This window comes from Streptomyces hygroscopicus subsp. hygroscopicus (assembly GCF_001553455.1).
Classification (GTDB): Bacteria; Actinomycetota; Actinomycetes; order Streptomycetales; family Streptomycetaceae; genus Streptomyces; species Streptomyces hygroscopicus.
On sequence record NZ_BBOX01000096.1, the window covers coordinates 1 to 21,717 of the forward strand.

General features: G+C 71.2%; 17 protein-coding genes and 1 pseudogene. 10 read left to right on the forward strand and 8 right to left on the reverse strand.

All coding sequences use genetic code 11. From position 1 onward, the window contains the following. The 4 genes from cydD to hisC all read right to left on the reverse strand — a co-directional run. The coding region (gene cydD, locus AXW62_RS42660; protein WP_060944270.1) for a thiol reductant ABC exporter subunit CydD at nucleotides 1-2,873 on the reverse strand (2,873 nt) is incomplete at its 3' end. A gap of 25 nt (nucleotides 2,874-2,898) precedes the next feature. Further along, nucleotides 2,899-3,906 (reverse strand): cytochrome d ubiquinol oxidase subunit II, encoded by a 1,008-nt coding sequence (cydB, locus tag AXW62_RS10480; RefSeq protein ID WP_030827606.1) that lies wholly within the window; start codon nucleotides 3,904-3,906, stop codon nucleotides 2,899-2,901. A 15-nt stretch (nucleotides 3,907-3,921) separates the two neighbouring features. Next, nucleotides 3,922-5,520, reverse strand: coding sequence for a cytochrome ubiquinol oxidase subunit I (locus AXW62_RS10485; RefSeq protein WP_060944271.1), 1,599 nt, complete (start codon nucleotides 5,518-5,520; stop codon nucleotides 3,922-3,924). Between the two features lie 203 nt (nucleotides 5,521-5,723). Then, on the reverse strand, nucleotides 5,724-6,803 hold the full coding sequence (hisC, locus tag AXW62_RS10490; protein WP_060944272.1) for a histidinol-phosphate transaminase: 1,080 nt from the start codon (nucleotides 6,801-6,803) through the stop codon (nucleotides 5,724-5,726). 405 nt (nucleotides 6,804-7,208) lie between these two features. On the opposite strand from hisC, the gene AXW62_RS10495 reads away from it, so the two are divergent. From AXW62_RS10495 to AXW62_RS10510, 4 genes are all read left to right on the forward strand, one after another. Further along, nucleotides 7,209-8,309: a LacI family DNA-binding transcriptional regulator gene (locus tag AXW62_RS10495; protein ID WP_062012698.1), complete on the forward strand. Its 1,101-nt coding sequence runs from the start codon at nucleotides 7,209-7,211 to the stop codon at nucleotides 8,307-8,309. Nucleotides 8,310-8,551: 242 nt separating this feature from the next. Next, entirely contained in the window at nucleotides 8,552-9,739 is a 1,188-nt protein-coding gene (locus AXW62_RS10500) for a metallophosphoesterase (protein WP_370682899.1), read from the forward strand. A 193-nt stretch (nucleotides 9,740-9,932) separates the two neighbouring features. Beyond that, complete coding sequence (locus tag AXW62_RS10505) at nucleotides 9,933-10,775, forward strand: hypothetical protein (protein WP_060944274.1); 843 nt, start codon at nucleotides 9,933-9,935, stop codon at nucleotides 10,773-10,775. Nucleotides 10,776-10,941: 166 nt separating this feature from the next. Continuing rightward, a complete protein-coding gene (locus AXW62_RS10510; protein ID WP_306305051.1) occupies nucleotides 10,942-11,766 on the forward strand; it encodes a BRO-N domain-containing protein in 825 nt (274 codons plus the stop codon). A gap of 142 nt (nucleotides 11,767-11,908) precedes the next feature. Here AXW62_RS10510 and thiC read toward each other — a convergent pair whose 3' ends face one another. Further along, on the reverse strand, nucleotides 11,909-13,672 hold the full coding sequence (gene thiC, locus AXW62_RS10515) for a phosphomethylpyrimidine synthase ThiC (RefSeq protein ID WP_060944276.1): 1,764 nt from the start codon (nucleotides 13,670-13,672) through the stop codon (nucleotides 11,909-11,911). 180 nt (nucleotides 13,673-13,852) lie between these two features. Here thiC and AXW62_RS10520 point away from each other — a divergent pair, with 180 nt between their 5' ends. Continuing rightward, a complete protein-coding gene (locus tag AXW62_RS10520) occupies nucleotides 13,853-15,268 on the forward strand; it encodes a YibE/F family protein (RefSeq protein WP_060944277.1) in 1,416 nt (471 codons plus the stop codon). Nucleotides 15,269-15,463: 195 nt separating this feature from the next. Here the strand turns inward: AXW62_RS10520 and AXW62_RS10525 are convergent, their stop codons facing one another. From AXW62_RS10525 to AXW62_RS10535, 3 genes are all read right to left on the reverse strand, one after another. Then, a complete protein-coding gene (locus tag AXW62_RS10525; protein WP_060944278.1) occupies nucleotides 15,464-15,901 on the reverse strand; it encodes an SsgA family sporulation/cell division regulator in 438 nt (145 codons plus the stop codon). Nucleotides 15,902-16,700: 799 nt separating this feature from the next. Next, on the reverse strand, nucleotides 16,701-16,895 hold the full coding sequence (locus tag AXW62_RS10530) for a DUF5326 family protein (protein WP_030827636.1): 195 nt from the start codon (nucleotides 16,893-16,895) through the stop codon (nucleotides 16,701-16,703). 187 nt (nucleotides 16,896-17,082) lie between these two features. Next, entirely contained in the window at nucleotides 17,083-17,400 is a 318-nt protein-coding gene (locus tag AXW62_RS10535; RefSeq protein ID WP_030827638.1) for a cupin domain-containing protein, read from the reverse strand. A 66-nt stretch (nucleotides 17,401-17,466) separates the two neighbouring features. On the opposite strand from AXW62_RS10535, the gene AXW62_RS10540 reads away from it, so the two are divergent. The 5 genes and pseudogenes from AXW62_RS10540 (at nucleotide 17,467) to AXW62_RS10560 (ending at nucleotide 21,303) form a co-directional block, all read left to right on the forward strand. Continuing rightward, entirely contained in the window at nucleotides 17,467-17,847 is a 381-nt protein-coding gene (locus AXW62_RS10540; protein ID WP_060944279.1) for a phage holin family protein, read from the forward strand. 24 nt (nucleotides 17,848-17,871) lie between these two features. After that, nucleotides 17,872-18,378, forward strand: a pseudogene (locus AXW62_RS10545) (low molecular weight protein-tyrosine-phosphatase); the annotation flags it as partial. 164 nt (nucleotides 18,379-18,542) lie between these two features. Continuing rightward, nucleotides 18,543-19,682, forward strand: a complete 1,140-nt coding sequence (locus AXW62_RS10550) for a cystathionine gamma-lyase (protein ID WP_060944280.1) — start codon at nucleotides 18,543-18,545, stop codon at nucleotides 19,680-19,682. Nucleotides 19,683-19,878: 196 nt separating this feature from the next. Further along, nucleotides 19,879-20,775, forward strand: coding sequence for a LysR family transcriptional regulator (locus AXW62_RS10555; protein ID WP_030827649.1), 897 nt, complete (start codon nucleotides 19,879-19,881; stop codon nucleotides 20,773-20,775). Between the two features lie 42 nt (nucleotides 20,776-20,817). Further along, entirely contained in the window at nucleotides 20,818-21,303 is a 486-nt protein-coding gene (locus AXW62_RS10560; RefSeq protein WP_060944286.1) for an NUDIX domain-containing protein, read from the forward strand. Nucleotides 21,304-21,717: the final 414 nt, after the last annotated feature.

The following is a 21,717-nucleotide window of genomic DNA, read 5'->3' on the forward strand; positions in this document are numbered from 1 at the left end:
AGCCACGCCGCGGCCGCCACGGTCAGCCCGCAGACCAGCGCGGACAGCCCGGCGCCCGCGCCGGTGGCGGCCGCCGCCCGCCGGGCGATCCGGGTGAGCGCCCCGTCGGCCCGGCGCAGCGCGTCCAGGCGGCGCGGCAGCGCACCCGCGACGGTCAGTTCGGCGGTCCCCGCGAGCAGATCGACGACCTGCGCCGACAGGGCACCGCGCGCCGGTGCCAGCCTGCGTTCCGCCCGCCGCGCGAGCGCCCCGGACACGAGGGGCACCCCGACCCCCGCCACCAGCAGCCCCGCCGCCAGCACGGCCCCGGCCCCGGGCAGCACCCAGGTGAGGAACCCCACCGAGGCCACGCTGACGGTCAGCGCGCTGCCGACCGGCAGCAGCCAGCGCAGGAAGTAGTCCTGAACGGTGTCCACATCGGCCACCAGCCGGGAGAGCAGATCGCCGCGGCGCGTCCGGCCGAGCCCCGCAGGCGCGAGCCGCTCCAGCCGCCGGTAGACGGCGACCCGCAGATCGGCCAGCACCCGCAGCACGGCATCGTGCGAGACGAGGCGCTCGGCGTAGCGGAAGGCGGCCCGGCCGATGCCGAACGCCCGGGTCGCGGTGACCGCGACCATCAGATAGAGCACGGGCGGCTGCTGCGCGGCCCGCGAGATCAGCCAGCCGGAGACGGCCATCAGCCCGACCGCGCTCACCAGGGCGAGACTTCCGAGCAGCAGCGCCAGGGCGAACCGCCCCCGGGTCCCGCGCGCCGCCGCCCGCACCCGCGCCAGCGCGCCCGGTCCAGCGTGCGCACGCGGGCCCCGCGATACGGTCCGACCCGCGCTCCCCGACCCACGCCCGGCCCACGCACCGACCAGTCGCTCACCGGATGCGACGCCCGCCGACGACTCATGCCCAACACCGGACACAACGCCCACCGCCGACTCATCCCCAACACCCGACACAACGCCCGCCATCGACTCATCCCCAACACCGGACGCGGCGGCAGGAAGCCGCCCCGGCCCCGCATCCGTGTCGGCATCCCCGGCCCCGCCCACGGCACCGTCCACATCCGCATCCCCAGCCCCGACCCCGGCCGCATCCGCATCCCCGGCCCCGGCCGCCGCCGATACCGGCGCCTCGGCGCGCGGGCTCCGGATCGCTCCCGCCCGGATCGCTCCCGCCCTCGCGCCCGCCACGGACACCCGGCCGGAGCCCCCGCCCGAGGCGGGCAGGGGAGAGGCGGCCGGCCCCGGAAGGCGGAGGACCCGGTCGGCCAGCGGCAGCAGCGCGGGGCGGTGGACCACCAGCAGCACCGTGCGGCCCTCGGCCAGCCGCCGCACCGCCTCGACGACCGACGCCTCCGTCTCACCGTCCAGGTTCGCCGTGGGTTCGTCCAGCAACAGCACCGGCCGGTCGGCGAGGAAGGCACGTGCCAGGGCGATCCGCTGCCGCTGGCCCGCGGACAGCCCCGTGCCCATCTCACCGAGCCGGGTCTCGATCCCGTCCGGCAGCGCGGAGACGAAGCGATGCGCGTCCGCGTCCCGCAGGGCGGCCCGGACCGCCTCGTCATCGGCGTCCGGCCGGGCCAGCCGGACGTTCTCCGCGATCGTCCCGGCGAAGAGATACGGGCGCTGGGGCACCCAGGCGATCTGGCGGCGCCAGCTCTCCGGGTCCAGCGAGGCCAGGTCCCGGCCTCCGATCAGCACCCGGCCCTGGTCCGGCACCGCGAACCCCAGCACGGCGTTCAGCAGCGTCGACTTCCCGGCTCCGCTGGGGCCCACGACGGCGACCGTCTCCCCCGGGCGGATCTCGAACGAGGTCCGGGCCAGGGAGGGTGCGGTACGCCCGGGGTGGCGGACCACCAGCCCGTCCAGCGTGAGCGCGGCGCCCCGGGCGTCGGGGGCGGGCGAGCCGTCCGCGGCCGAGGACGGCAGTGCGCGCTCCAGCACCGCGAACACCTCGTCCGCCGCCGCCAGCCCCTCGGCCGCCGCGTGGTACTGCGCGCCCACCTGCCGCAGCGGCAGATACGCCTCGGGCGCGAGCACCAGCACCATCAGCCCGGTGAACAGATCCATCTCGCCGTGCACCAGCCGCATCCCGATGTCGACCGCGACCAGCGCGACCGACACCGTGGCGAGCAGTTCCAGGGCGAAGGAGGACAGGAAGGCCAGCCGCAGCGTCTTGAGCGTGGCCCGCCGGTAGTCGGCCGTGATCGCGCGGATCGAGGCGGCCTGGGCCTTGGCCCGGCCGAAGACCTTGAGGGTCGGCAGTCCGGCGACGACATCGAGGAAGTGTCCGGACAGCCGGGACAGCAGCCGCCACTGACGGTCCATCCGGGACTGGGTGGCCCAGCCGATGAGCACCATGAACAGCGGGATCAGCGGCAGCGTGACGACGATGATCAGCGCCGAGATCCAGTCCGCGGTGACGATCCGGGCGAGCACCGCCACCGGCACCACCACCGCCAGCCCCAGCTGCGGCAGATAGCGCGCGAAGTAGTCGTCCAGCGCGTCGATGCCCCGGGTGGCGAGGGTGGTGAGCGCACCGGTCCGCTGGGAGTCCAGCCAGCTCGGCCCCAGCCGCACCGCCCGCTCCAGCAGCCGCAGCCGCAGCTCCGACTTGACCGCCGCACTGGCCCGATGGGCGGCCAGCTCGGTCAGCCAGGAGACGACCGCCCGGCCGAGGGCGACCAGCGCCAGCAGCCCCAGCGGAAGCGTCAGCGCCCCCGCGCCGTCGCCCCGCTGGAAAGCGCCCACGACGATCTCGGCGATCAGCATCGCCTGCGCGATGACCAGCCCCGCGCCCACCAGGCCCAGTGCCACGGAGGCGGCGAGGAAGAAACGGGTGGCCCGTGCGTACCGCAGCAGCCGGGGGTCGATTGGTTTCACGTGAAACACACCATCCAGCGAGCGCTCAGTGCCCGGCCGGTTCGGGGATGTGGTGAGTGCCGATCCGCTTCCGGAAGACCCAGTACGTCCACGCCTGGTACGCCATGATCAGCGGGGTCATGATGCCCGCGACCCACGTCATGATCTTGAGCGTGTAGGGGCTGGAGGCCGCGTTCGCCGCCGTCAGGCTCCACTTCGGGTCCAGCGTGGAGGGCATCACGTCGGGGAAGAGGGCGAGGAAGAGCATCGCGACGGCCGCCGCGATGGCCACCCCGGACAGGGCGAACGCCCAGCCCTCACGCCCCCGCTGGTTCATGACCAGCGCCACCGCCAGCGCCAGGACGGCGATGACGACCGCCGCCAGGCTGCGGACGTTCCCGCTGTCACGCTGCGTCCAGATCAGGAACGGCACCGAGACCACGACGGTGGCCAGTCCGAGCCGGGCCGCGCACCGCCGCGCCCGCACCCGGATGTCCCCGGCCGTCTTGAGCGCGGCGAAGACCGCGCCGTGGAAGGTGAACAGCACCAGCGTGACCACCCCGCCCAGCAGGGCGTAGGGCGTGAGCAGGTCCGTCAGACCGCCCGCGTAGTTCCCGTCCCGGCCGATCGGCACGCCGTGCACCAGATTGGCGAAGATCGCTCCCCAGAGGAACGCGGGCAGCAGCGAGCACCAGAAGATCGCGTGCTCCCAGTTGCGCTGCCAGCGGTCCTCGGGGCGCTTGTGCCGGTACTCGAAGGCCACACCGCGCAGGATCAGGCAGACCAGGATGGCCAGCAGCGGCAGGTAGAAGCCGCTGAAGAGGGTCGCGTACCAGTCGGGGAAGGCCGCGAAGGTCGCCCCGCCGGCCGTGATCAGCCAGACCTCGTTGCCGTCCCACACCGGCCCGATCGTGTTGATCAGGACCCGGCGCTCGGTGCGGTCGCGGGCCAGCAGCTTGGTCAGTACGCCGATGCCGAAGTCGAAGCCCTCCAGAAAGAAGTAGCCCGTCCACAGGAAGGCGATCAGCAGGAACCAGAAGTCGTGAAGGTGCATGATGTTCTCCGGCCGTCAGTACGCGAAGGTCAGCGGTTTGTCGGCGTCCTCGTCCCGGGCGGCTGACCCGCCGCCCGCACCGCCCGGACCGCCCGAGGGCAGCCGCAGCTTCGGGTCCTTGGCGGGCGGCTTCTCGTCGGTGTCCGGTCCGGCCTTGGCGTACGTGACCAGCAGCCGCACCTCGACCACCGCGAGCGCCCCGTACAGCAGGGTGAAGACGCCCAGCGAGATCAGCACCGCGGTCCGGCTCACCCCGGGGGAGACCGCGTCGGCGGTCTTCATCAGCCCGTAGACCGCCCAGGGCTGGCGGCCCATCTCGGTGAAGATCCAGCCGAAGGAGTTGGCGATCAGCGGGAAGCCCATGGTGAGGATGCCGATCCGCCAGGACCAGGTGGACAGCAGCGGGCCCATCTCGCGCTTCTTGGTGAGCATGAGCCGGGGGACCTCCTCCTCGCCGGTGCGGAAGGCGGGTGCCAGCCAGCGCTTGCGCCGGGTCGTCCACAGCCCGATGAGTCCGGCGGCGAACGAGGTCATCCCGAAGCCGATCATCAGCCGGAAGCCCCAGAAGGTCATGAAGATGCTGGGGATGTAGTCGTCGGGCTGACCGCCGTAGGCGGCGGCCTCCCGCTGGGCGATGTCGTTGATCCCGGGGACGGAGTCGGTGAAGTTGCTGTGCGCCAAGAAGGAGAGCACCCCGGGCACCTCCAGCTCGACGCTGTTGTGCCCCTTGCTGACATCGCCGACGGCGAAGACCGAGAAGGGCGCGGGTGCCTGGGTGTCCCAGAGCGCCTCGGCCGCGGCCATCTTCATCGGCTGCTGCTCGAACATCACCTTGCCGAGCTGATCACCGCTGATCGCCGTGGTGAGCCCCGCGATGACCGCGACGACCAGGCCCACCCGCAGCGAGGCCCGCATCGCCCCGATCTGCTTCTTCCGCTTCTCGCCCAGCTCCTCGCCCCGGTCGAGGCGGCGCTTGGCCCGCAGCAGATGGAAGGACGAGACCCCGATGACGAAGGCGGCGCCGGTGAGGAAGGCCGCGGTCAGCGTGTGGAAGACCACGACCAGGGTGGTGTTCTGGGTCAGCACCGCCCAGATGTCGGTGAGCTGGGCCTTCCCGGTGGCCTTGTCGATCGTGTAGCCGGTCGGGTGCTGCATCCAGGAGTTGGCGGCCAGGATGAAGTACGACGAGAGGATCGTGCCGACCGCGACGATCCAGATGCAGGCGCAGTGGATCTTCTTGGGCAGCTTGTCCCAGCCGAAGATCCACAGACCGATGAAGGTGGACTCGAAGAAGAAGGCCAGCAGGGCCTCCATCGCGAGCGGGGCGCCGAAGACATCACCGACGAAGCGGGAGTAGTCCGACCAGTTCATGCCGAACTGGAACTCCTGCACGATGCCGGTGACGACACCCATCGCGATGTTGATCAGGAAGAGCTTGCCCCAGAACTTGGTGGCGTGGAAGTACTTCTCCCTGCCCGTGCGGACCCAGGCGGTCTCCAGACCTGCCGTGATCGCGGCGAGAGAGATCGTCAGTGGCACGAAGAGGAAGTGGTAAACGGTCGTGATGCCGAACTGCCATCGCGCCAGCGTCTCCGGCGCCAGAGCCAGATTCACGCGAATCTCTCCTTACGGTGGTGCCTGCCCGCGGAGCGAGCTTGTGAACGTATTCACATTCACAAGCCATGATACGCACATGGATTCGCCCCCTCCCACGGGGGGTGGTAGGGGGCGAATGGGACACGTATCGGTATGCTCTGCACCTCACGGAGGGGCCGAGGGGCCCCTTGACGGCACCGGAGACGGCCGTCCCGCGGCGCTCAGAGCTCCTTGCGGAACTCCTCCGCGGCCCGCAGGAAGATCTCGTTCGCCTCGCGCTCGCCGACCGTCACCCGCACCCCCTCGCCCGGGAACGGCCGGACCACCACGCCCGCCGCCTCGCACGCCGCCGCGAAGTCGGCCGTGCGCTCCCCCAGCCGCAGCCAGACGAAGTTCGCCCGGGAGTCCGGGACCGTCCACCCCTGGGCCACCAGCGCCTCCCACACCCGGGCCCGCTCGGTGACCAGCGCGTCCACCCGCTCCCGCAGCGCGGTCTCGCTGCGCAGCGAGGCCACCGCCGCGTCCTGGGCGAGCTGGCTGACCCCGAACGGCACCGCGGTCTTGCGCAGCGCCGCCGCCACCGGCTCATGGGCGATCGCGAAGCCGACCCGGAGCCCCGCCAGGCCGTACGCCTTGGAGAAGGTGCGCAGCACGCACACGTTCGGCCGGTCGCGGTAGAGGTCGATGCCGTTGGGCACCCGCTCGTCCCGGATGAACTCGATGTACGCCTCGTCCAGCACCACCAGCACATCGGACGGCACCCGGTCCAGGAAGCGCTCCAGCTCGGCCCGGCGCACCACGGTGCTGGTCGGGTTGTTGGGGTTACAGACGAAAATCAGCCGAGTGCGGTCGGTGATCGCGTCCGCCATCGCCTCCAGATCGTGCTCCTCGGCGTCGGTCAACGGGACCCGCACCGACGTCGCACCCGCGATCTGAGTGATGATCGGATATGCCTCGAAGGACCGCCAGGCGTAGATCACCTCATCGCCCGGCCCCGCCGTGGACTGGACCAGCTGCTGGGCCACGCCGACCGAGCCGGTCCCGGTGGCCAGATGCTCCAGCGGCACGTCGAAGCGGCCCGCCAGCTCGGCGATCAGCTCGGTGCAGGCGAGGTCCGGGTAGCGGTTGAGGGAGGCGGCGGCGTCCGCCGCGGTCTCCAGCACCCCGGCCAGCGGCGGGTAGGGGTTCTCGTTGGAGGACAGCTTGAAGGCCCGGGGGCCGCCCGCGGCGGCCGGCTTGCCGGGCTTGTACGTCGGAATGCCGTCCAGCGCGGCGCGCAGCTTGGGGCTCTTCTCGGTCACCGACAGTCCTCCTCGACCCATCCTGTCCCGGACCGTGCACAGCGTTCGCACACGGCAATACTGCACACCTTATGAGGATTCCTCCGTCTCGCGTACCCGCCGGGCACCGCCGCGTACCCGCCCCCGGCGCCCGCGTGCCCGCCGGGGGGAGCGCCCCGCTTTTTCCCGCGCGCCGGTGGCGTGCGCCGTGGCGCGCATCACTCGTGCAGGTGAGTTGAGACCTCTTCGAGACATGTATCAATCAGTAGGCGTGGATATGCCAGAGGCGAGCAGAGGCCCCATGGATTCCCCAACTGGCTTCACTTCCAAGGGAATTGGGGAAAGCGCTCATGCAGAAACGTGCCTTCCGAATACCGATGGCGGAATCGCGCAGACGGCCCGCCCGAGCCCTACTATCGGCTGGCCATGACAGCAGCAGGGAAGCACCAGGTGAGCCGGTCGACCGGCCGCCGGTTAGGGCGGGCGGGCATCCGGGACGTGGCCGCCGCCGCCGGGGTCTCGATCACGACCGTCTCCGACGCGCTCAACGGCAAGGGCCGGCTCCCGGAGGCCACCCGCCGCCATGTCCGCGAGGTCGCCGAGCGGCTGGGCTACCGCCCGTCCGCAGCGGCCCGTACCCTCCGTACCGGCAAGTCCGGCCTCATCGGCCTGACCGTGACCACGTACGGGGATGAACCTTTCACCTTCACCGAATTCCCCTACTTCGCCGAGATGGCGCGGGCCGCCACCTCCGCCGCGCTGGCCCGCGGCTACGCCCTCGTCATCCTCCCCGCCACCTCCCGCCACGACGTGTGGTCCAACGTCGCCCTCGACGGCACCGTGGTGATCGACCCCTCCGACCACGACCCGGTCGTCACCGAGCTGCTGCGCCAGGGCATCCCGGTCGTCAGCGACGGCCGCCCGGCCGGCGCCCTCCCCGTCACCGCCTGGGTCGACAACGACCACGAGGCGGCGGTGCTCGGACTGCTCGACCACCTCGCTGAGGCCGGCGCCCGCAGGATCGGACTGCTCACCGGAACCTCCACCGACACCTACACCCGGCTGTCCACCACGGCGTACCTGCGGTGGTGCGAACGGGTGGGGCAGGATCCGGTCTACGAGGCGTACCCGGCCCACGACCCCTGTGCCGGGGCCGTCGCCGCCGACCGGCTGCTCGCCCGCCCCGACCGCCCCGACGCGGTCTACGGCCTCTTCGACCCCAACGGCACCGATCTGCTCGCCGCCGCCCGCCGCTACGGACTGCGGGTCCCGGACGATCTGCTGCTGGTCTGCTGCAGCGAATCGACCGTCTACCGCACCACCGAACCGCCCGTCACGACCCTCTCACTCAAACCCCGCCGGATCGGCACGGCGGTCGTACAGTTGCTCATCGACGCCATCGAGGGACTTGCTGCCGACCAGCCCGTTGAACAGGTCATACCCACCGAATTGAAGGTGCGGACGTCGTCACAGCGCCGTCCGCCGCGTACCACGGTCAGTGCCCCGCGCAGCCGCGCCGGAGGCTGAGCTGAGAGCGACTCAAGGACGAGCCGAGGATGACCCGAGGAGGACCTGAGGCCAATGGGCTTCCCCTACCGGACCAATCCGGGATAAAAGTCCGTCCAGGCAGGAGCGAGCAGCGATTGACGGCACCCTGGTGCGTCACAAGCCCTCACGGTCATTCCTATGATGGGCGGACGACACCGCGGACCGCCGTCGACCAGGCAAGGTCCACAAGGTGGCACGGCGGCGTGATGGTGGAGGGGTCGATGACTCAGGGGGCCGGTCTGGAAGCCACGGCAGGGACCACGGGCGCGATCCCGCCCGTGCCCGCGTACGGGGCGTCCACCCCGCCCAGCGGGATCGTGCCCGCGGCCGTACCGCCCGCACCCGCCGCGCCGGGCCCCGCCGCGCCCGTGCCGCCGCCCGCACCCGGAGCACCCGTGCCCGCTCCCGGGGCCCCCGCGCCCGCCACGCCTCCGCCCGCCGAGTACACCCCCACCGAGCGGCTCCCGGTCCTGGGCCCGGGGCACACCATCCCGGACACCCCGCTCGTCCCGCCGCAGGACCGCCCCACCGTCGCGCTCACCCCGGTGCCCGAGCCCGAGCACGGCCCGCTCGCCCAGGACGAGGGCCCCGGCCCGCTGTACGTCGTGGGCGACGTCCACGGCTACCACGACGAGCTGCGCGAGGCGCTCGCCGCCGAGGGGCTGATCGACGCCAAGGGCAACTGGGCCGCGGGCAACGCCCGGTTGTGGTTCCTCGGCGACTTCACCGACCGCGGCCCGGACGGCATCGGCGTCATCGACCTGGTCATGCAGCTGTCCGCGGAGGCCGCCGCCGCGGGCGGCTACTGCAAGGCGCTGATGGGCAATCACGAGCTGCTGCTCATCGGCGCCAAGCGGTTCGGCGACACGCCCGTCAGCTCCGGTGCCGGAACGGCCTCCTTCCAGGCGGCCTGGCTGCTCAACGGCGGTCAGCACACCGACATGGAGCGGCTCGAGGACCACCACCTCCAGTGGATGTCCCGGCTCGACGCGATCGCGGAGGAGGACGGGCACCTGCTGGTCCACTCCGACACCACCGCCTATCTGGAGTACGGCGACTCGATCGAGGCCGTCAACGACACCGTCACCGAGACGCTGCAGCGCAGCGACGCCGACGAGTGCTGGGACCTGTTCCGCAAGTTCACCAAGCGGTTCGCCTTCCGCGACGAGGACGCCGGGCCGACGGCCGCCCGCGAACTGCTCGACACCTACGGCGGGCAGCGCATCGTCCACGGCCACAGCCCGATCCCGTACCTGCTCGGCGAGGTCGGTTCGGAGGACGGCGAGGACGGCGGCGCACCCGCCGTCGAGGGCCCGCATGTCTACGCGGACAATCTCGCGGTGGCCATGGACGGCGGCATCACCATGGCCGGAAAACTGCTGGTCGTGCAACTTCCATTGGCCGACTGAGGGTTCACCGGGCGCCACCCGGGGCAGATAGCAGGTTTCACCGTCGCGGAAGCAATGAGCGAAAGTTGCTGTCACCCCGCACCGGATCGGCTCTACCATCGGTGCTTATCCGTCGCAGGCTCTCCTCCGTTTCCGCCCGACTGCCCGGTGCAAGCCGGCGTCACGGCCCTACGGAGCATCGGGGGATGCACCTATGAAAAGCGCTCCGCACCTGCTGACCGAGGACCGCCCGGAGTTCGAGCGGGTTCTCGACGAGGCACTGCGCACCGCGGACCACCGCCCGGACCTCAGCGGCATCGGGCAGCGGCTCACCGCCGAACAGCTGCGCACCATGGCGCTCGGCGCCTCCGCCGCGATAGCGGCATGCGCCGCCGCCGAGTACCAGGAGTACCGCGACACCCGCGCCAGATTGCGCGAGCCCGCGCCGCTCTTCCCGCTCACCGGGGGCGGGGGCGAGTCCCCGGACGGCACGGTGGGCCTCGCCGGCGCGCTGCAGGACGCCGCGGGAGCGGGGCTCGTCGCCATGCTCGCGGTACTGGCCCCGGTGCTCGCCGGCACCGCCGCGATCATCTTCCTCATCGTCGGCTACGTCCTCAACGCCCTGCACCCGGCCCCGTCCATCGCCCAGCCGCTGGTCACCGCGGGCTGGCTGTTCGCCGCGCTGACCGCCGTGGGCATCCTGATCGCCGCCGTCGGACTGCTCCTGACCGCGCTGCGGAACGGCTCCAGCGCGATCCGCGGCGAGGCGCGCAGCGAACAGCTCGAGGAGGTGGACCGCGCCAGAGAGGTCTGGCGCCAGGCCCTGCTGGACCGCGGCATCCTGCCGTTCCTCCGCGAGGCCCTGGCCAACCCCTCGGCCCCGTCCCCCGCCGCCTACGTGCCGAGAAACCCCGAAGCGGTCGGCCGCACCCCGCACCTCGGCTACAGCCGCCCCGGTTTCAGCACCGACGGCGAATCCCCCAAGGCCCGCCCCCGCTACAGCAGCCCGGACTACACCAGCCCCGACTACGGCGGGCCGGAGCACCAGCCGGATTAGGACGGGTGGGCGGTTTGCCCACTGAATGATTCATTACCAGCCTATCGAGCGAACTTCCGCCCATTCGAGGGAATTGCTCACTGGTTATGTTTAGCGTCCGTCGCGGAGGTGATGCGCGATGCGCAAACACAACACGCCGATGGGCCCATCCGCCCGTCGCGACGCCATGGACGTCAGCGACTTCGTCTACGCGGCCACGGGGGCCCGAGTCCGAAGGTTGACCCTGCCCAACGGAGAGCACTGGTTCCCCGCTGCGGACGTGTGCCGGGAACTCGGCTACACCACGACACGAAAGGCTCTCCTCGATCATGTGCCGGAGGAGCGACGAGAGTCTCTCGAGACTGTGACTGGAAGTCACAGTCTCAGCATTCCCGCAGGTAGGGAATGGCGCCGAGACTTGCAGCTGGTCGATCTCGAAGGGCTGATCCTCCTCGTGAACGGCTGCACCAAGCCCGCGTGCCTGCCCTTCAAACAGTGGGTGGCGAAGGTGATCGCCACCGTCCAGCGCGAGGGCTCGTACGCGCTGGAGGTCTCGGAGGTCTCCCGCCCCGCGCCCCCGAGCGAACTCATGGACGCGATCGTCCGACTGGAGATGCGGACCGAACGCTTCCATACGGAGATACTGGATTCCCTGCACCGGTCCGAGCAGGCATGGTCACGGATCCTCGACGCTCTGGGCTGTCGGCCGGGCGCGGAGCCCCAAGCCGACAAACGAGAGCTGAGGCTCAGGACGGAAGACCTGTTCGCACAGTGGAAGTCCCGGCTGAGCATCACCGAGGACGTGTGGGCGGTGGCCGTCTACATCCTTCCCACGCTGGCGGAAGCCGGCCGGGTCGGCCACTCGCTGGACACGCTCGCGCACAGGACGGGGCTCAGCCCGCAGCGGGTCCACGCCTGTCTGCGGTTCCTCCAGAACCACCGCTGCATCCGCCAGCAAGGGGTGACGAACAACGGGCATCCGGTCTACGTGGCCGAGCTGCCGCCCGCGTAGTCGCACGGAAAGGGTCCGAAGTCGCAAATAACAGTTGCGGCTTCGGACCCGCTCCGCAGCGTAGCGCCTGCCCGACCCGTCCGGGGCCGATTCGGGTATACCGCGTTCCCGGAGGCCGTTCGGGCGGGAGCCGTGACCCGGCTCAGTCCGCGATGGGCAGGTACACGCGGTTGCCCGCCTCGGCGAACTCCCTGGACTTCTGGGCCATACCGGCCTCCGCCTCGGCCATGTCCATCGCGCCTCCGTGCTCGCGGCGGATGTTTTGAGAGATCTTCATCGAGCAGAACTTGGGCCCGCACATCGAGCAGAAGTGCGCCGTCTTGGCCGGCTCCGCCGGAAGCGTCTCGTCGTGGAAGGAGCGGGCCGTGTCCGGGTCGAGGGCCAGGTTGAACTGGTCCTCCCAGCGGAATTCGAAGCGCGCGTCGGACAGCGCGTCGTCCCATGCCTGGGCGTCCGGATGCCCCTTGGCCAGGTCGGCCGCGTGGGCGGCGATCTTGTAGGTGATCACGCCCGTCTTGACGTCGTCGCGGTCCGGCAGGCCCAGGTGTTCCTTGGGGGTGACGTAGCAGAGCATCGCCGTGCCCCACCAGGCGATCATCGCCGCGCCGATGCCCGAGGTGATGTGGTCGTAGGCGGGGGCGATATCGGTGGTGAGGGGGCCCAGGGTGTAGAACGGGGCCTCCTCGCAGATCTCCTGCTGGAGGTCGACGTTCTCCTTGATCTTGTGCATCGGGACATGGCCCGGGCCCTCGATCATCGTCTGGACGCCGTGTTCCTTGGCGATCCGGTTCAGCTCACCCAGCGTGCGCAGCTCCGCGAACTGCGCCTCGTCATTGGCGTCGGCGATCGACCCCGGGCGCAGTCCGTCACCCAGCGAGTAGGTGACGTCGTACGCCGCCAGGATCTCGCAGAGCTCCTCGAAGTGGGTGTAGAGGAACGACTCCTTGTGGTGGGCCAGGCACCACGCCGCCATGATGGAGCCGCCGCGGGAGACGATGCCGGTCTTGCGGCGGGCGGTCAGGGGCACGTACGGCAGCCGGACGCCGGCATGGACGGTCATGTAGTCGACGCCCTGCTCGGCCTGTTCGATGACGGTGTCCTTGTAGATCTCCCAGGTCAGTTCCTCGGCCCTGCCGTCGACCTTCTCCAGTGCCTGGTAAAGCGGCACGGTGCCGATGGGGACCGGGGAGTTGCGCAGCACCCATTCGCGGGTGGTGTGGATGTTGCGGCCGGTCGAGAGGTCCATGACCGTGTCGGCGCCCCAGCGGGTCGCCCAGGTCATCTTCTCGACCTCCTCCTCGATGGAGGAGGTGACGGCGGAGTTGCCGATGTTGGCGTTGACCTTCACCAGGAATCGCTTGCCGATGATCATCGGCTCGATCTCCGGGTGGTTGACGTTGGCCGGGAGGACGGCGCGGCCCGCCGCGATCTCCTCCCGGACCACCTCGGGGGAGACGTTCTCGCGGATCGCCACGTACTCCATCTCCGCCGTGATCTCGCCCCGCCGCGCATAGGCGAGTTGGGTCACGGGGACACCCCCGCGGCCGCGCCGCGGCTGGCGCGGCCGGCCGGGGAAGACCGCGTCGAGGTTGCGCAGCCCCCCACGGGGCGCGGTGTGCTTGATGCCGTCGTCCTCGGGGCGAACGGGACGGCCCGGGTACTCCTCGGTGTCGCCGCGGGCGACGATCCAGTTCTGCCGCAGTGGCTCCAGACCGCGGCGGACATCGGTCTCGATATGGGGGTCGGTGTATGGGCCGGAGGTGTCGTACAGCGTCACATCCTGTCCGTTGGTGAGGTGCACCCGGCGGACCGGGACCTGGAGGTCCGGGCGCGAACCCGTGACATATCCCTTATGCCAGCCGAATTCGGCCTTCTCGGCACGCGTGTGTGCGTCCTGCTGAGTCATGAGACCCACTCCCTACGCCGGCATTACCCGGTAACAGGTTCAGCGGTCGGCGCAGCTGTCAGCGTCAGCGCCCTCTCAGCCCGGTGCTCCGAGCTCCCGCGATTGCAAAGGTGGTCCCCACGCTAACGGTTTATCCACAGTGCTGACCAGGGGGCCCACTTCTCTTGCGATGATGCGACCGTGACCGCCATCCAGCAGGACCACCCGCCCGAGCAGCCGCGCTCCTCCGATCAGGCGCACGGCCATGGCCACGGCCACTCCCACGGCCATTCCCATGGCCACGGCCCGGCCACGCCCGTCTCCACCCGCCTCCGCAAGGTCATCGCGGCGGTGCTCATCCCCTTCACGGTCGTCGTCGTCGCCGGTCTGATCGTGCTCTGGCCGGGCGGCACGCCCGGCCACAAGGCGAACGGCCGCAGCGGCCTCGGCTTCGACCAGGAGACCGTCGCCGGACGGGTGGTGAAGGTCGAGGAGGTGAACTGCGCCGATGTGAACGCCCAGCCGCAGGCGCCGACCGAACCCGGCCAGGACAGCGCCGCCCAGAACGGCGCTTCCGGGCAGGGCGGGAAGCACAGCGTCTGCGAGAAGGCCACCATCGAGGTCACCTCGGGCAAGGACAAGGGCCGCACCTTCCCCGAGATCGTCCAGCCCAACGCCTCGCGCCACTTCAGCGCCGGGCAGGAACTGAAGCTGGCATACGCCCCGAAGGCGCCCAAGAACCTGCAGTACTCGGTGTCCGACGTCGACCGGTCGATGCCGATGGCGCTGCTCGCCGGGCTGTTCGCACTCGCCGTCGTGGCGGTGGGGCGGCTGCGCGGGGTCTTCGCGCTGGTGGCCCTGGCCATCAGCTTCGGGGTGCTGACGCTGTTCATCCTCCCGGCGATACTCCAGGGTTCCAATCCGCTGGTGGTCGCGGTCGTCGGGGGCAGCGCGATCATGCTCCTCGCGCTCTACATGTGCCACGGTCTGACGGCCCGTACCTCGGTCGCCGTGCTCGGCACACTGGTGTCACTGCTGCTGATCGGGGTGCTCGGCTCGCTGTTCATCGGCTGGGCGAGCCTGACCGGCAACACCGACGACCAGACCGGGCTGGTGCACGGCCTCTATCCGCATATCGAGATACGCGGGCTGCTGCTCGCGGGTGTGATCATCGGCTCGCTGGGGGTGCTGGACGATGTGACGGTCACCCAGACCTCGGCGGTCTGGGAGCTGAGGGACGCGGACCCGACCGCGTCCCGGCGCACGCTCTACGGGGCGGCGATGCGGATCGGGCGGGATCACATCGCCTCCGTCGTGAACACCCTGGTACTGGCGTACGCGGGCGCGTCCCTTCCGCTGCTGCTGTTGTTCTCGATCGCGGACAGCGGTGTGGGCGCGGTCGCCACGAGCGAGATCGTGGCGGAGGAGATCGTACGGACGCTCGTGGGCAGCATCGGGCTCGTCGCCTCGGTGCCGGTGACCACGGCGCTGGCCGTGCTCGTGGTCTCGGCGGACCGTGCGCCGGCGCCGGGCGGCGGCGCGGAGGGCGCGGGCCCCCAGTGCGCCCGGACCGGCCGGGGCGGACGCGGGCGGCGCCGCCGGGCGAAACCCCGCTGAGCAGCGGGGAAGCCCCGTCGGCGGGCCCCCGGTCGTCCTCCGCACGCCCACCCCACCGCCCGTCATCCCGTCATCGGATTCCGGAGCGGGGCACGCCCCAACGGCCGGGCTCGGTCGTGGCGTATGGGCCCCTCGGCCGTGGCAGCCGGGCCACTCGGCCGCGGCACACCGGTCGGCGGGCCGCGGGCCCCGCTCTCAGCCCGCGAACCGGTCCTCGGCCAGGATGCGGTGGAGTTCGGCGTCGAGATCGCCGACCGGATCGCAGGCCGCCGGCTCCTGGCCGAAAGGCACCACCCGGTCCGTACGGTCCAGGAAAGCCACCAAGGGAGCGGCTCCGGCCCGGAACAGGGCGCGCTCACAGCCCACTTGAAGCCGGATGAAGACGTCGGACAGTCCTTCCGGGGAGGCGGGGGCGATGCGCACATCCCCCTCGCCGGTGGGTCTACTCAGCCCGTCCAGCAGCAGCTCGCGGGCGAAAGACCAGCTCACCGGCGCGTCACCGGGCAAGTGGAAGGTGATCTCGACCGCGTAGGGGTCGCCGCTGTCGTAGGACAGCTCGACCGGGATCCGGAAGGAGAGATCCTGCGAGACCAGGAAGGTCATCGTCACTTCCGCCTGAACTGTGTCACGCATCTCACGCATCGTTCGCCGCCCCGGGTTGTTTGCGCTTGGCCGACTCTGGAGCGTAGCGACTCGATTGCTGTGCGGAGTCGGTTTGCCTCATGTGAGGGAACGAAAATGGCCAGTGTTGCCGTGGGGAGACCCGCGGGGCCGGACGGTGCGGGTCCGGTGGGCGGGAGATCGGGGCCGGCGCACCGGCCGTATCGAAGATCGCTGTCGTCAACAGGCACCCCCGGGGTGTGTTGCGAGGCAGACGCCGAGAGGAAGAACGCCGAGGTCTCGCACTCTAACGGCAGGGGTGCCGCCGGGCCGCGCTCCCGCCCCGGCGGTATCCCTCGCGCGGCGTATCCGCGCGAGGCGGCGGCCCGTCGGGTCCGCGGGGCCTGATGGGGCTGTGTGGGCCTGGTGCGCGTACGGGGCGGGACGGGCCTGCGAGCCCTGGCGGGGATGACGCCTGACGGCCCTGCGGGAACCCATCAGGAACCCGGGGGAAACCACGGCCCGGACGAAACCCGTCAGGAGGAATCCGAGGAATCCGTCGGGAGCCCGGGAAACCCCTCAAGCCCCGGGGATTCCCCAGGCCCCGGGGAATCCCTCACGTCCCGGGGGACGCGTCACGCGGGAGGCCGCCGGGCGTCCTGGAACTGTCGGGCGCGGGGCGCCGGGCCCCTACGGGAGCCTGCACCGGACAACCGGGCGCCCCCGGGACGCTCAGGCGCGCGGGGATGCGTCACGCTCCGTGCGGACGTGTCGGGCGCCGTGCGGATGCCTCACGCGCCGTGCGGACGCGTCAGGCACCGTGCCGGACGCGTCAGGAGGTGAACTTCCGTACGACGTAGATCAGCCCGGCGATCAGGGCCACCAGCAGCAGCGCCTTGAAGACGAGGCTCACCACGAACCCGATCACGCTCATGATCAGGCCGCCGAACACGGCGAGGACGAGGACCGGTATCGCGATCCAGGTCACCCACCACGGCAGCCCCTGGAAAATCCCCTTCGTGGTCACGTGACTCCCTGCTCTCTCTCCGCACCATGGGCCCGGACACCGACAGCCGGTCGCCCGTCCCGCTGTCGATGCTAGGACGGGACGGAGGCGGGCGGGCGGCCCGCGCCCCCCGTCCTCCCCTGACCGGTCCCCTACGGGACCGGTCCGCCGGGCATCGGCTCCGCGGTGGATCAGTTCTCCGACCGCGTCAGCCCTCCGGCGGCGAGAAGACGACCAGCACCCGCAGGTCCTCGGTGATGTGGTGGAACTTGTGCGGCGTACCCGCCGGTACGTACACCACGCTGCCCCGCGCCACCTGCGTCGTCTCCATCCCCACCGTGATCGACGCCCGGCCGCTCACCACCAGGTACACCTCGTCCTGGCCGTGCGGGGACTGCGGGTCGGCCTGGCCCGCGTCCAGGGCGTACAGCCCCACGGACATGTTCCGCTCCCGCAGGAACTGCAGGTACGCGCCGTCGTTGGCGGCGCGCTCCGCCTCCAGCTCGTCCAGCCGGAACGCCTTCATTCGTCTCTCCACCCCTGGATACGGTGCCCCTGCCTGCGGCGGGGCCGGTCTGCGACGATCTCAACCATGAAGAATTTTCTCGTCAAGACGATCGCGAACGCCGGTGCCCTCGGCGTCGCCATCTGGCTGCTCAAGGACATCACGCTCACCGGTGAGAACACCGGTCGCAAGGCGCTCACCCTCATTCTGGTCGCGCTGGTCTTCGGCGTGGTGAACGTGGTGGTCAAGCCGATCGTCAAGGTCCTGGCCTTCCCGTTGTTCATCCTGACCCTGGGGCTGATCACGCTGGTGATCAACGCCCTGATGCTGTTGCTGACCTCCTGGCTGGCCGGAAAGCTGGATCTCAGCTTCCATGTGGACGGCTTCGGCACCGCCGTACTCGGCGGCCTGATCGTCGCCATAGTCGCGTGGGCCCTGCATGTGGTGCTGCCCGATGACGATGACTGATCACGGCCGGGGATGATGGAAGGCATGAGAGACCCGTCGCCCTACCGTGTCTGCTTTGTCTGCACCGGCAACATATGCCGCTCGCCGATGGCCGAGTCCGTCTTCCGCTTCCATGCCGGAGAAGCCGGGCTGGACGGCCGCGTCGAGGTGGACAGCGCGGGCACCGGGCCCTGGCACGAGGGCGACGGGGCCGACCGCCGGGCCATCGACGTGCTCACCGCACACGGCTATGAGCAGGACCACATCGCGCGCCAGTTCCGGGCCGAATGGTTCGACCACCTCGATCTGGTGATCGCCCTGGACAGTGGCCATCTGCATGAGCTGCGCGCGCTCGCGCCGACCCCGCACGACGCCGCGAAGGTGCGGCTGCTGCGGAGCTACGACCCGGACGCGGACCAGGACGCGCTGGGCGGCCTCGACGTGCCGGACCCCTACTTCGGCGGGACGGACGACTTCGAGGAGTGCCTGGAGATGATCGAGGCCGCCAGCGGCGGTCTGCTCGACGCGGTCGTCGCGGCCCTGGACGCCGAGGGCACCGCGGAGCAGGCCGCGGAGAAGGTCACCGAGGAGGCCGCCCGGGGCACGGAAGGCGCCGAGAGCGCACGGAGCACCGAGAGCGCACAGAGCGCGGAGCGCATGCAGGACGCGCAGGACGCGCAGGACGCCGATGGCCCGGACGCGGGAAAGGAGCCCGTATGACCGGTGACGGTACCCGCGCCGTACGGGCCGGGCTGCCCGAGGCCGAGGCGTACGCGCCGACGCTGCCGGGCCCGGTCTTCGCCGCCCACTTCCACCTCCCCGGCGACGCCGTCGGCCCCTACACCTACGGCCGGGACGCCAATCCCACCTGGTCCCTGCTGGAGCAGGCGATCAGCGAGCTGGAGTCGCCGGTCACCGACGCCGAGACGGTCGTCTTCTCGTCCGGCATGGGCGCGATCGCGGCCGTGCTGCTGTCCCAGCTGCGCCAGGGCGACGCGGCCGTCCTGCCGTCCGACGGCTATCAGCTGCTCCCGGCCCTGATCGAGCGGCTGGAGGGCTACGGCGTCACCGTGCGCACCGCCCCGACCGGCGAGGACGCCCAGCTGGCCGTCCTGGACGACCGGACGAAGCTGCTGTGGCTGGAGACCCCGTCCAACCCCGGACTGGACGTCTGTGACATCCGCCGGCTCGCGGCGGCCGCGCACGACCGCGGCGCGCTGGTCGCCGTCGACAACACCCTCGCCACCCCGCTCGGCCAGCGCCCGCTGGAACTCGGCGCGGACTTCGCCGTGGCGAGCGGCACCAAGGCGCTCACCGGCCATGGCGATGTGCTGCTCGGCTATGTGACCTGCCGCGATTCCCGGCTGGCCGCCGAGGTGCGGGCCTGGCGCAAGACGGTCGGCGCGATCCCCGGTCCCATGGAGGCATGGCTCGCCCACCGCTCCCTGGCCACCCTCCAGCTGCGCGTCGACCGCCAGGCGGCGACCGCGCTGGCCCTCGCCGAGGCGCTCCGCGACCGCCCCGAGATCACCGGGCTGCGCCACCCCGGTCTGCCGACTGATCCGGCGCACCGCCTCGCGACCGGGCAGATGCGCGGTGGACGCTTCGGCTGTGTGGTCTCCTTCACCCTCCCGGACAAGGCGCATGCCGAGCGCTTCCTGACCGCGCTGCGGCTGGTGGACGACGCCACCAGCTTCGGCGGGGTGCGCTCCACGGCGGAGCGGCGCGGACGGTGGGGCGGTGACGCGGTACCCGAAGGGTTCGTCCGCTTCTCGGTGGGCGCGGAGGACCCGGACGATCTGATCGCCGATGTGCTGCGGGCGCTCGACACGGCGGACGCCGCTTCGGGCGGCTGAAAACGGGCGGGTATACCTGTGCGGGCGTCTCAAGCCTCCCCCCTCGTGGCTTGAGACGCCCCGGCTCTTCCCGTGGAGAACCGCTCGAACAAGGCTAGTTGACTCAGCGTCAGTGTCCAATCACAGTAGCGACATGGACCTATCGGCATATTTATAGTTGGCGTGCGGTCGGGGCGGACGAGGCGAGGGGAACCGCATGGATCTGGCCCTCTTACGCACCTTTGTCACGGTTCACCGCGCCGGGTCCTTCACCCGCGCCGCCGGACTGCTCGGGCTCTCCCAGCCCGCCGTCACCGGCCAGATCCGCACCCTGGAGCGGCAGCTGGGCCGCCCCCTGTTCCTCCGTACGGCGCGCGGCGTCGTCCCCACCACCGTCGGGGACGAACTCGCCCACAAGGCCGCGCCCCATCTCGACGCCCTGGTGGAGATCGCCGAGGTGGGCCTGGACGACCGTTCCCCCCTGCGCACCCTGCACCTCGCGGGCCCTCCGGAGTTCACCGCGCTGCGCGCCCTGCCCGCCCTGGCCACCCTCGTCACCCAGGGCCTGGCGGTGCGCTGCGCCTTCGGCAGCGCCGAGGAGCTGTTCGAGGGGCTGGGCGCCGGCCACCACGACCTGGCCATCACCACCGCCCGGCCGCGCGGCCGGCTGCTGGCCGCGACCCCGCTGTGCGACGAGGAGCATGTGCTGGTCGCCGCCCCGCGCTGGGCCGCCCGGCTCGGCGGTCCCGCGGTGCTCCAGGTCAAGGGGGTGAGCGCACTGGAGGCGCTGCCCGTCGTCGAGGTGCATGAGAGCCTGCCGCTGATCACCCGCTACTGGTCGGCCGTCTTCGACGCCCGGCCGGTCACCGCCGGCACGATCATCGTGCCCGATCTGCGCGCGGTGCTGGCGTGCGTCGCGGAGGGCGCCGGGCTCGGCGTCCTGCCGCGCTATCTGTGCATGGACGCGCTGGACGCCGGCGAGGTGGTGGCGCTGCTCAACCCGCCGGTGCCGCCGCTGCGCACGTATTTCCTGGTGGTCCGCACGGGAGCGCTCGCCCTGCCGCATATCGCGCGGGCGCACGAGTGGCTGTTACGCGCGGCTGTCGACTGGTGAGTAAGTGGTTTCGCGGGACGAAACACGCGGCAGATGTCCTGCATGACCGAACGACCCGTGGTCAAACGCACCGCCCGCGCCATTCTGCTCGAGGGCGACACCGCCCCCCGGATGATTCTGATCAAGCGCACCAAGCCCGGCCAGCCGCCCTACTGGATCACTCCCGGCGGCGGAATGGAGCCCGAGGACTCGAGCGTCGTCGAGGCCCTGCACCGCGAGGTGGACGAGGAACTGGGCGCGAAGGTGACGGACGTGGTGCCCGCCTTCGTCGACACCGTCCCCCATCCCGGCGAGGGCGCGGACGGCGTCAAGGTGCAGCACTTCTTCGTCTGCAGACTCGCCTCGATGGACCTCACCCGGCGGCACGGCCCCGAGGTGGACGAGCCCTGCGGGGAGTACGAGGTGGTGAGCGTCCCGTTCACCCGCGAGGGGATCGCCTCGGTCGGGGTGGTGCCGCCGTCGCTGCGGGCGTATCTCGACACCAACATCGAAGGTGTGCTGGCGCTGCTCGCGGACGACCTCGGCTAACCCAGGGCCGGGACCGGCCCAGCGGACCGAGACCGGCGTCCCTGACCGAGACCGGCGTCCCTGACCGGGACCGGCCTACCGGACGACCCCGGCCCAGCGGACCGGGACCGGCGTCCCGGACCGGGACCGACCTAGCGGAACCAGCCGCTGAACGGCTGCTGGGTCTTCCGGTCCGCCCGCTGATGCGCCTCCGCCCGCTGATGCGCCTCGGCCAGCACCCGCTCGGCCTCCGCACGCCAGGTCTCGGGGCTCGCGTCGGGGCGTACCTCCGGGCGGACATCGGAACGGCGGAGAACGGGGCTGAGATCGGACTGCGCGACCGCGGGCTCCGGTGCCCACGGAGCCGGGTCGGCGGCCGGAGCGGGCAGGTCAGCGGGGACGGCCGGGACGGCCGGGGCCGCCGGGACCGTGGGC

What these genes read in the sequence shown, in the direction of transcription:
- cydB (WP_030827606.1), bottom strand. Translation starts at nt 3,906, where the DNA reads ATGCACCTTCACGACTTCTGGTTCCTGCTGATCGCCTTCCTGTGGACG.
- AXW62_RS10495 (WP_062012698.1), top strand. Translation starts at nt 7,209, where the DNA reads ATGACAGCAGCAGGGAAGCACCAGGTGAGCCGGTCGACCGGCCGCCGG.
- AXW62_RS10500 (WP_370682899.1), top strand. Translation starts at nt 8,552, where the DNA reads ATGACTCAGGGGGCCGGTCTGGAAGCCACGGCAGGGACCACGGGCGCG.
- AXW62_RS10505 (WP_060944274.1), top strand. Translation starts at nt 9,933, where the DNA reads ATGAAAAGCGCTCCGCACCTGCTGACCGAGGACCGCCCGGAGTTCGAG.
- AXW62_RS10510 (WP_306305051.1), top strand. Translation starts at nt 10,942, where the DNA reads ATGGACGTCAGCGACTTCGTCTACGCGGCCACGGGGGCCCGAGTCCGA.
- thiC (WP_060944276.1), bottom strand. Translation starts at nt 13,672, where the DNA reads ATGACTCAGCAGGACGCACACACGCGTGCCGAGAAGGCCGAATTCGGC.
- AXW62_RS10525 (WP_060944278.1), bottom strand. Translation starts at nt 15,901, where the DNA reads ATGCGTGACACAGTTCAGGCGGAAGTGACGATGACCTTCCTGGTCTCG.
- AXW62_RS10535 (WP_030827638.1), bottom strand. Translation starts at nt 17,400, where the DNA reads ATGAAGGCGTTCCGGCTGGACGAGCTGGAGGCGGAGCGCGCCGCCAAC.
- AXW62_RS10540 (WP_060944279.1), top strand. Translation starts at nt 17,467, where the DNA reads ATGAAGAATTTTCTCGTCAAGACGATCGCGAACGCCGGTGCCCTCGGC.
- AXW62_RS10550 (WP_060944280.1), top strand. Translation starts at nt 18,543, where the DNA reads ATGACCGGTGACGGTACCCGCGCCGTACGGGCCGGGCTGCCCGAGGCC.
- AXW62_RS10555 (WP_030827649.1), top strand. Translation starts at nt 19,879, where the DNA reads ATGGATCTGGCCCTCTTACGCACCTTTGTCACGGTTCACCGCGCCGGG.
- AXW62_RS10560 (WP_060944286.1), top strand. Translation starts at nt 20,818, where the DNA reads ATGACCGAACGACCCGTGGTCAAACGCACCGCCCGCGCCATTCTGCTC.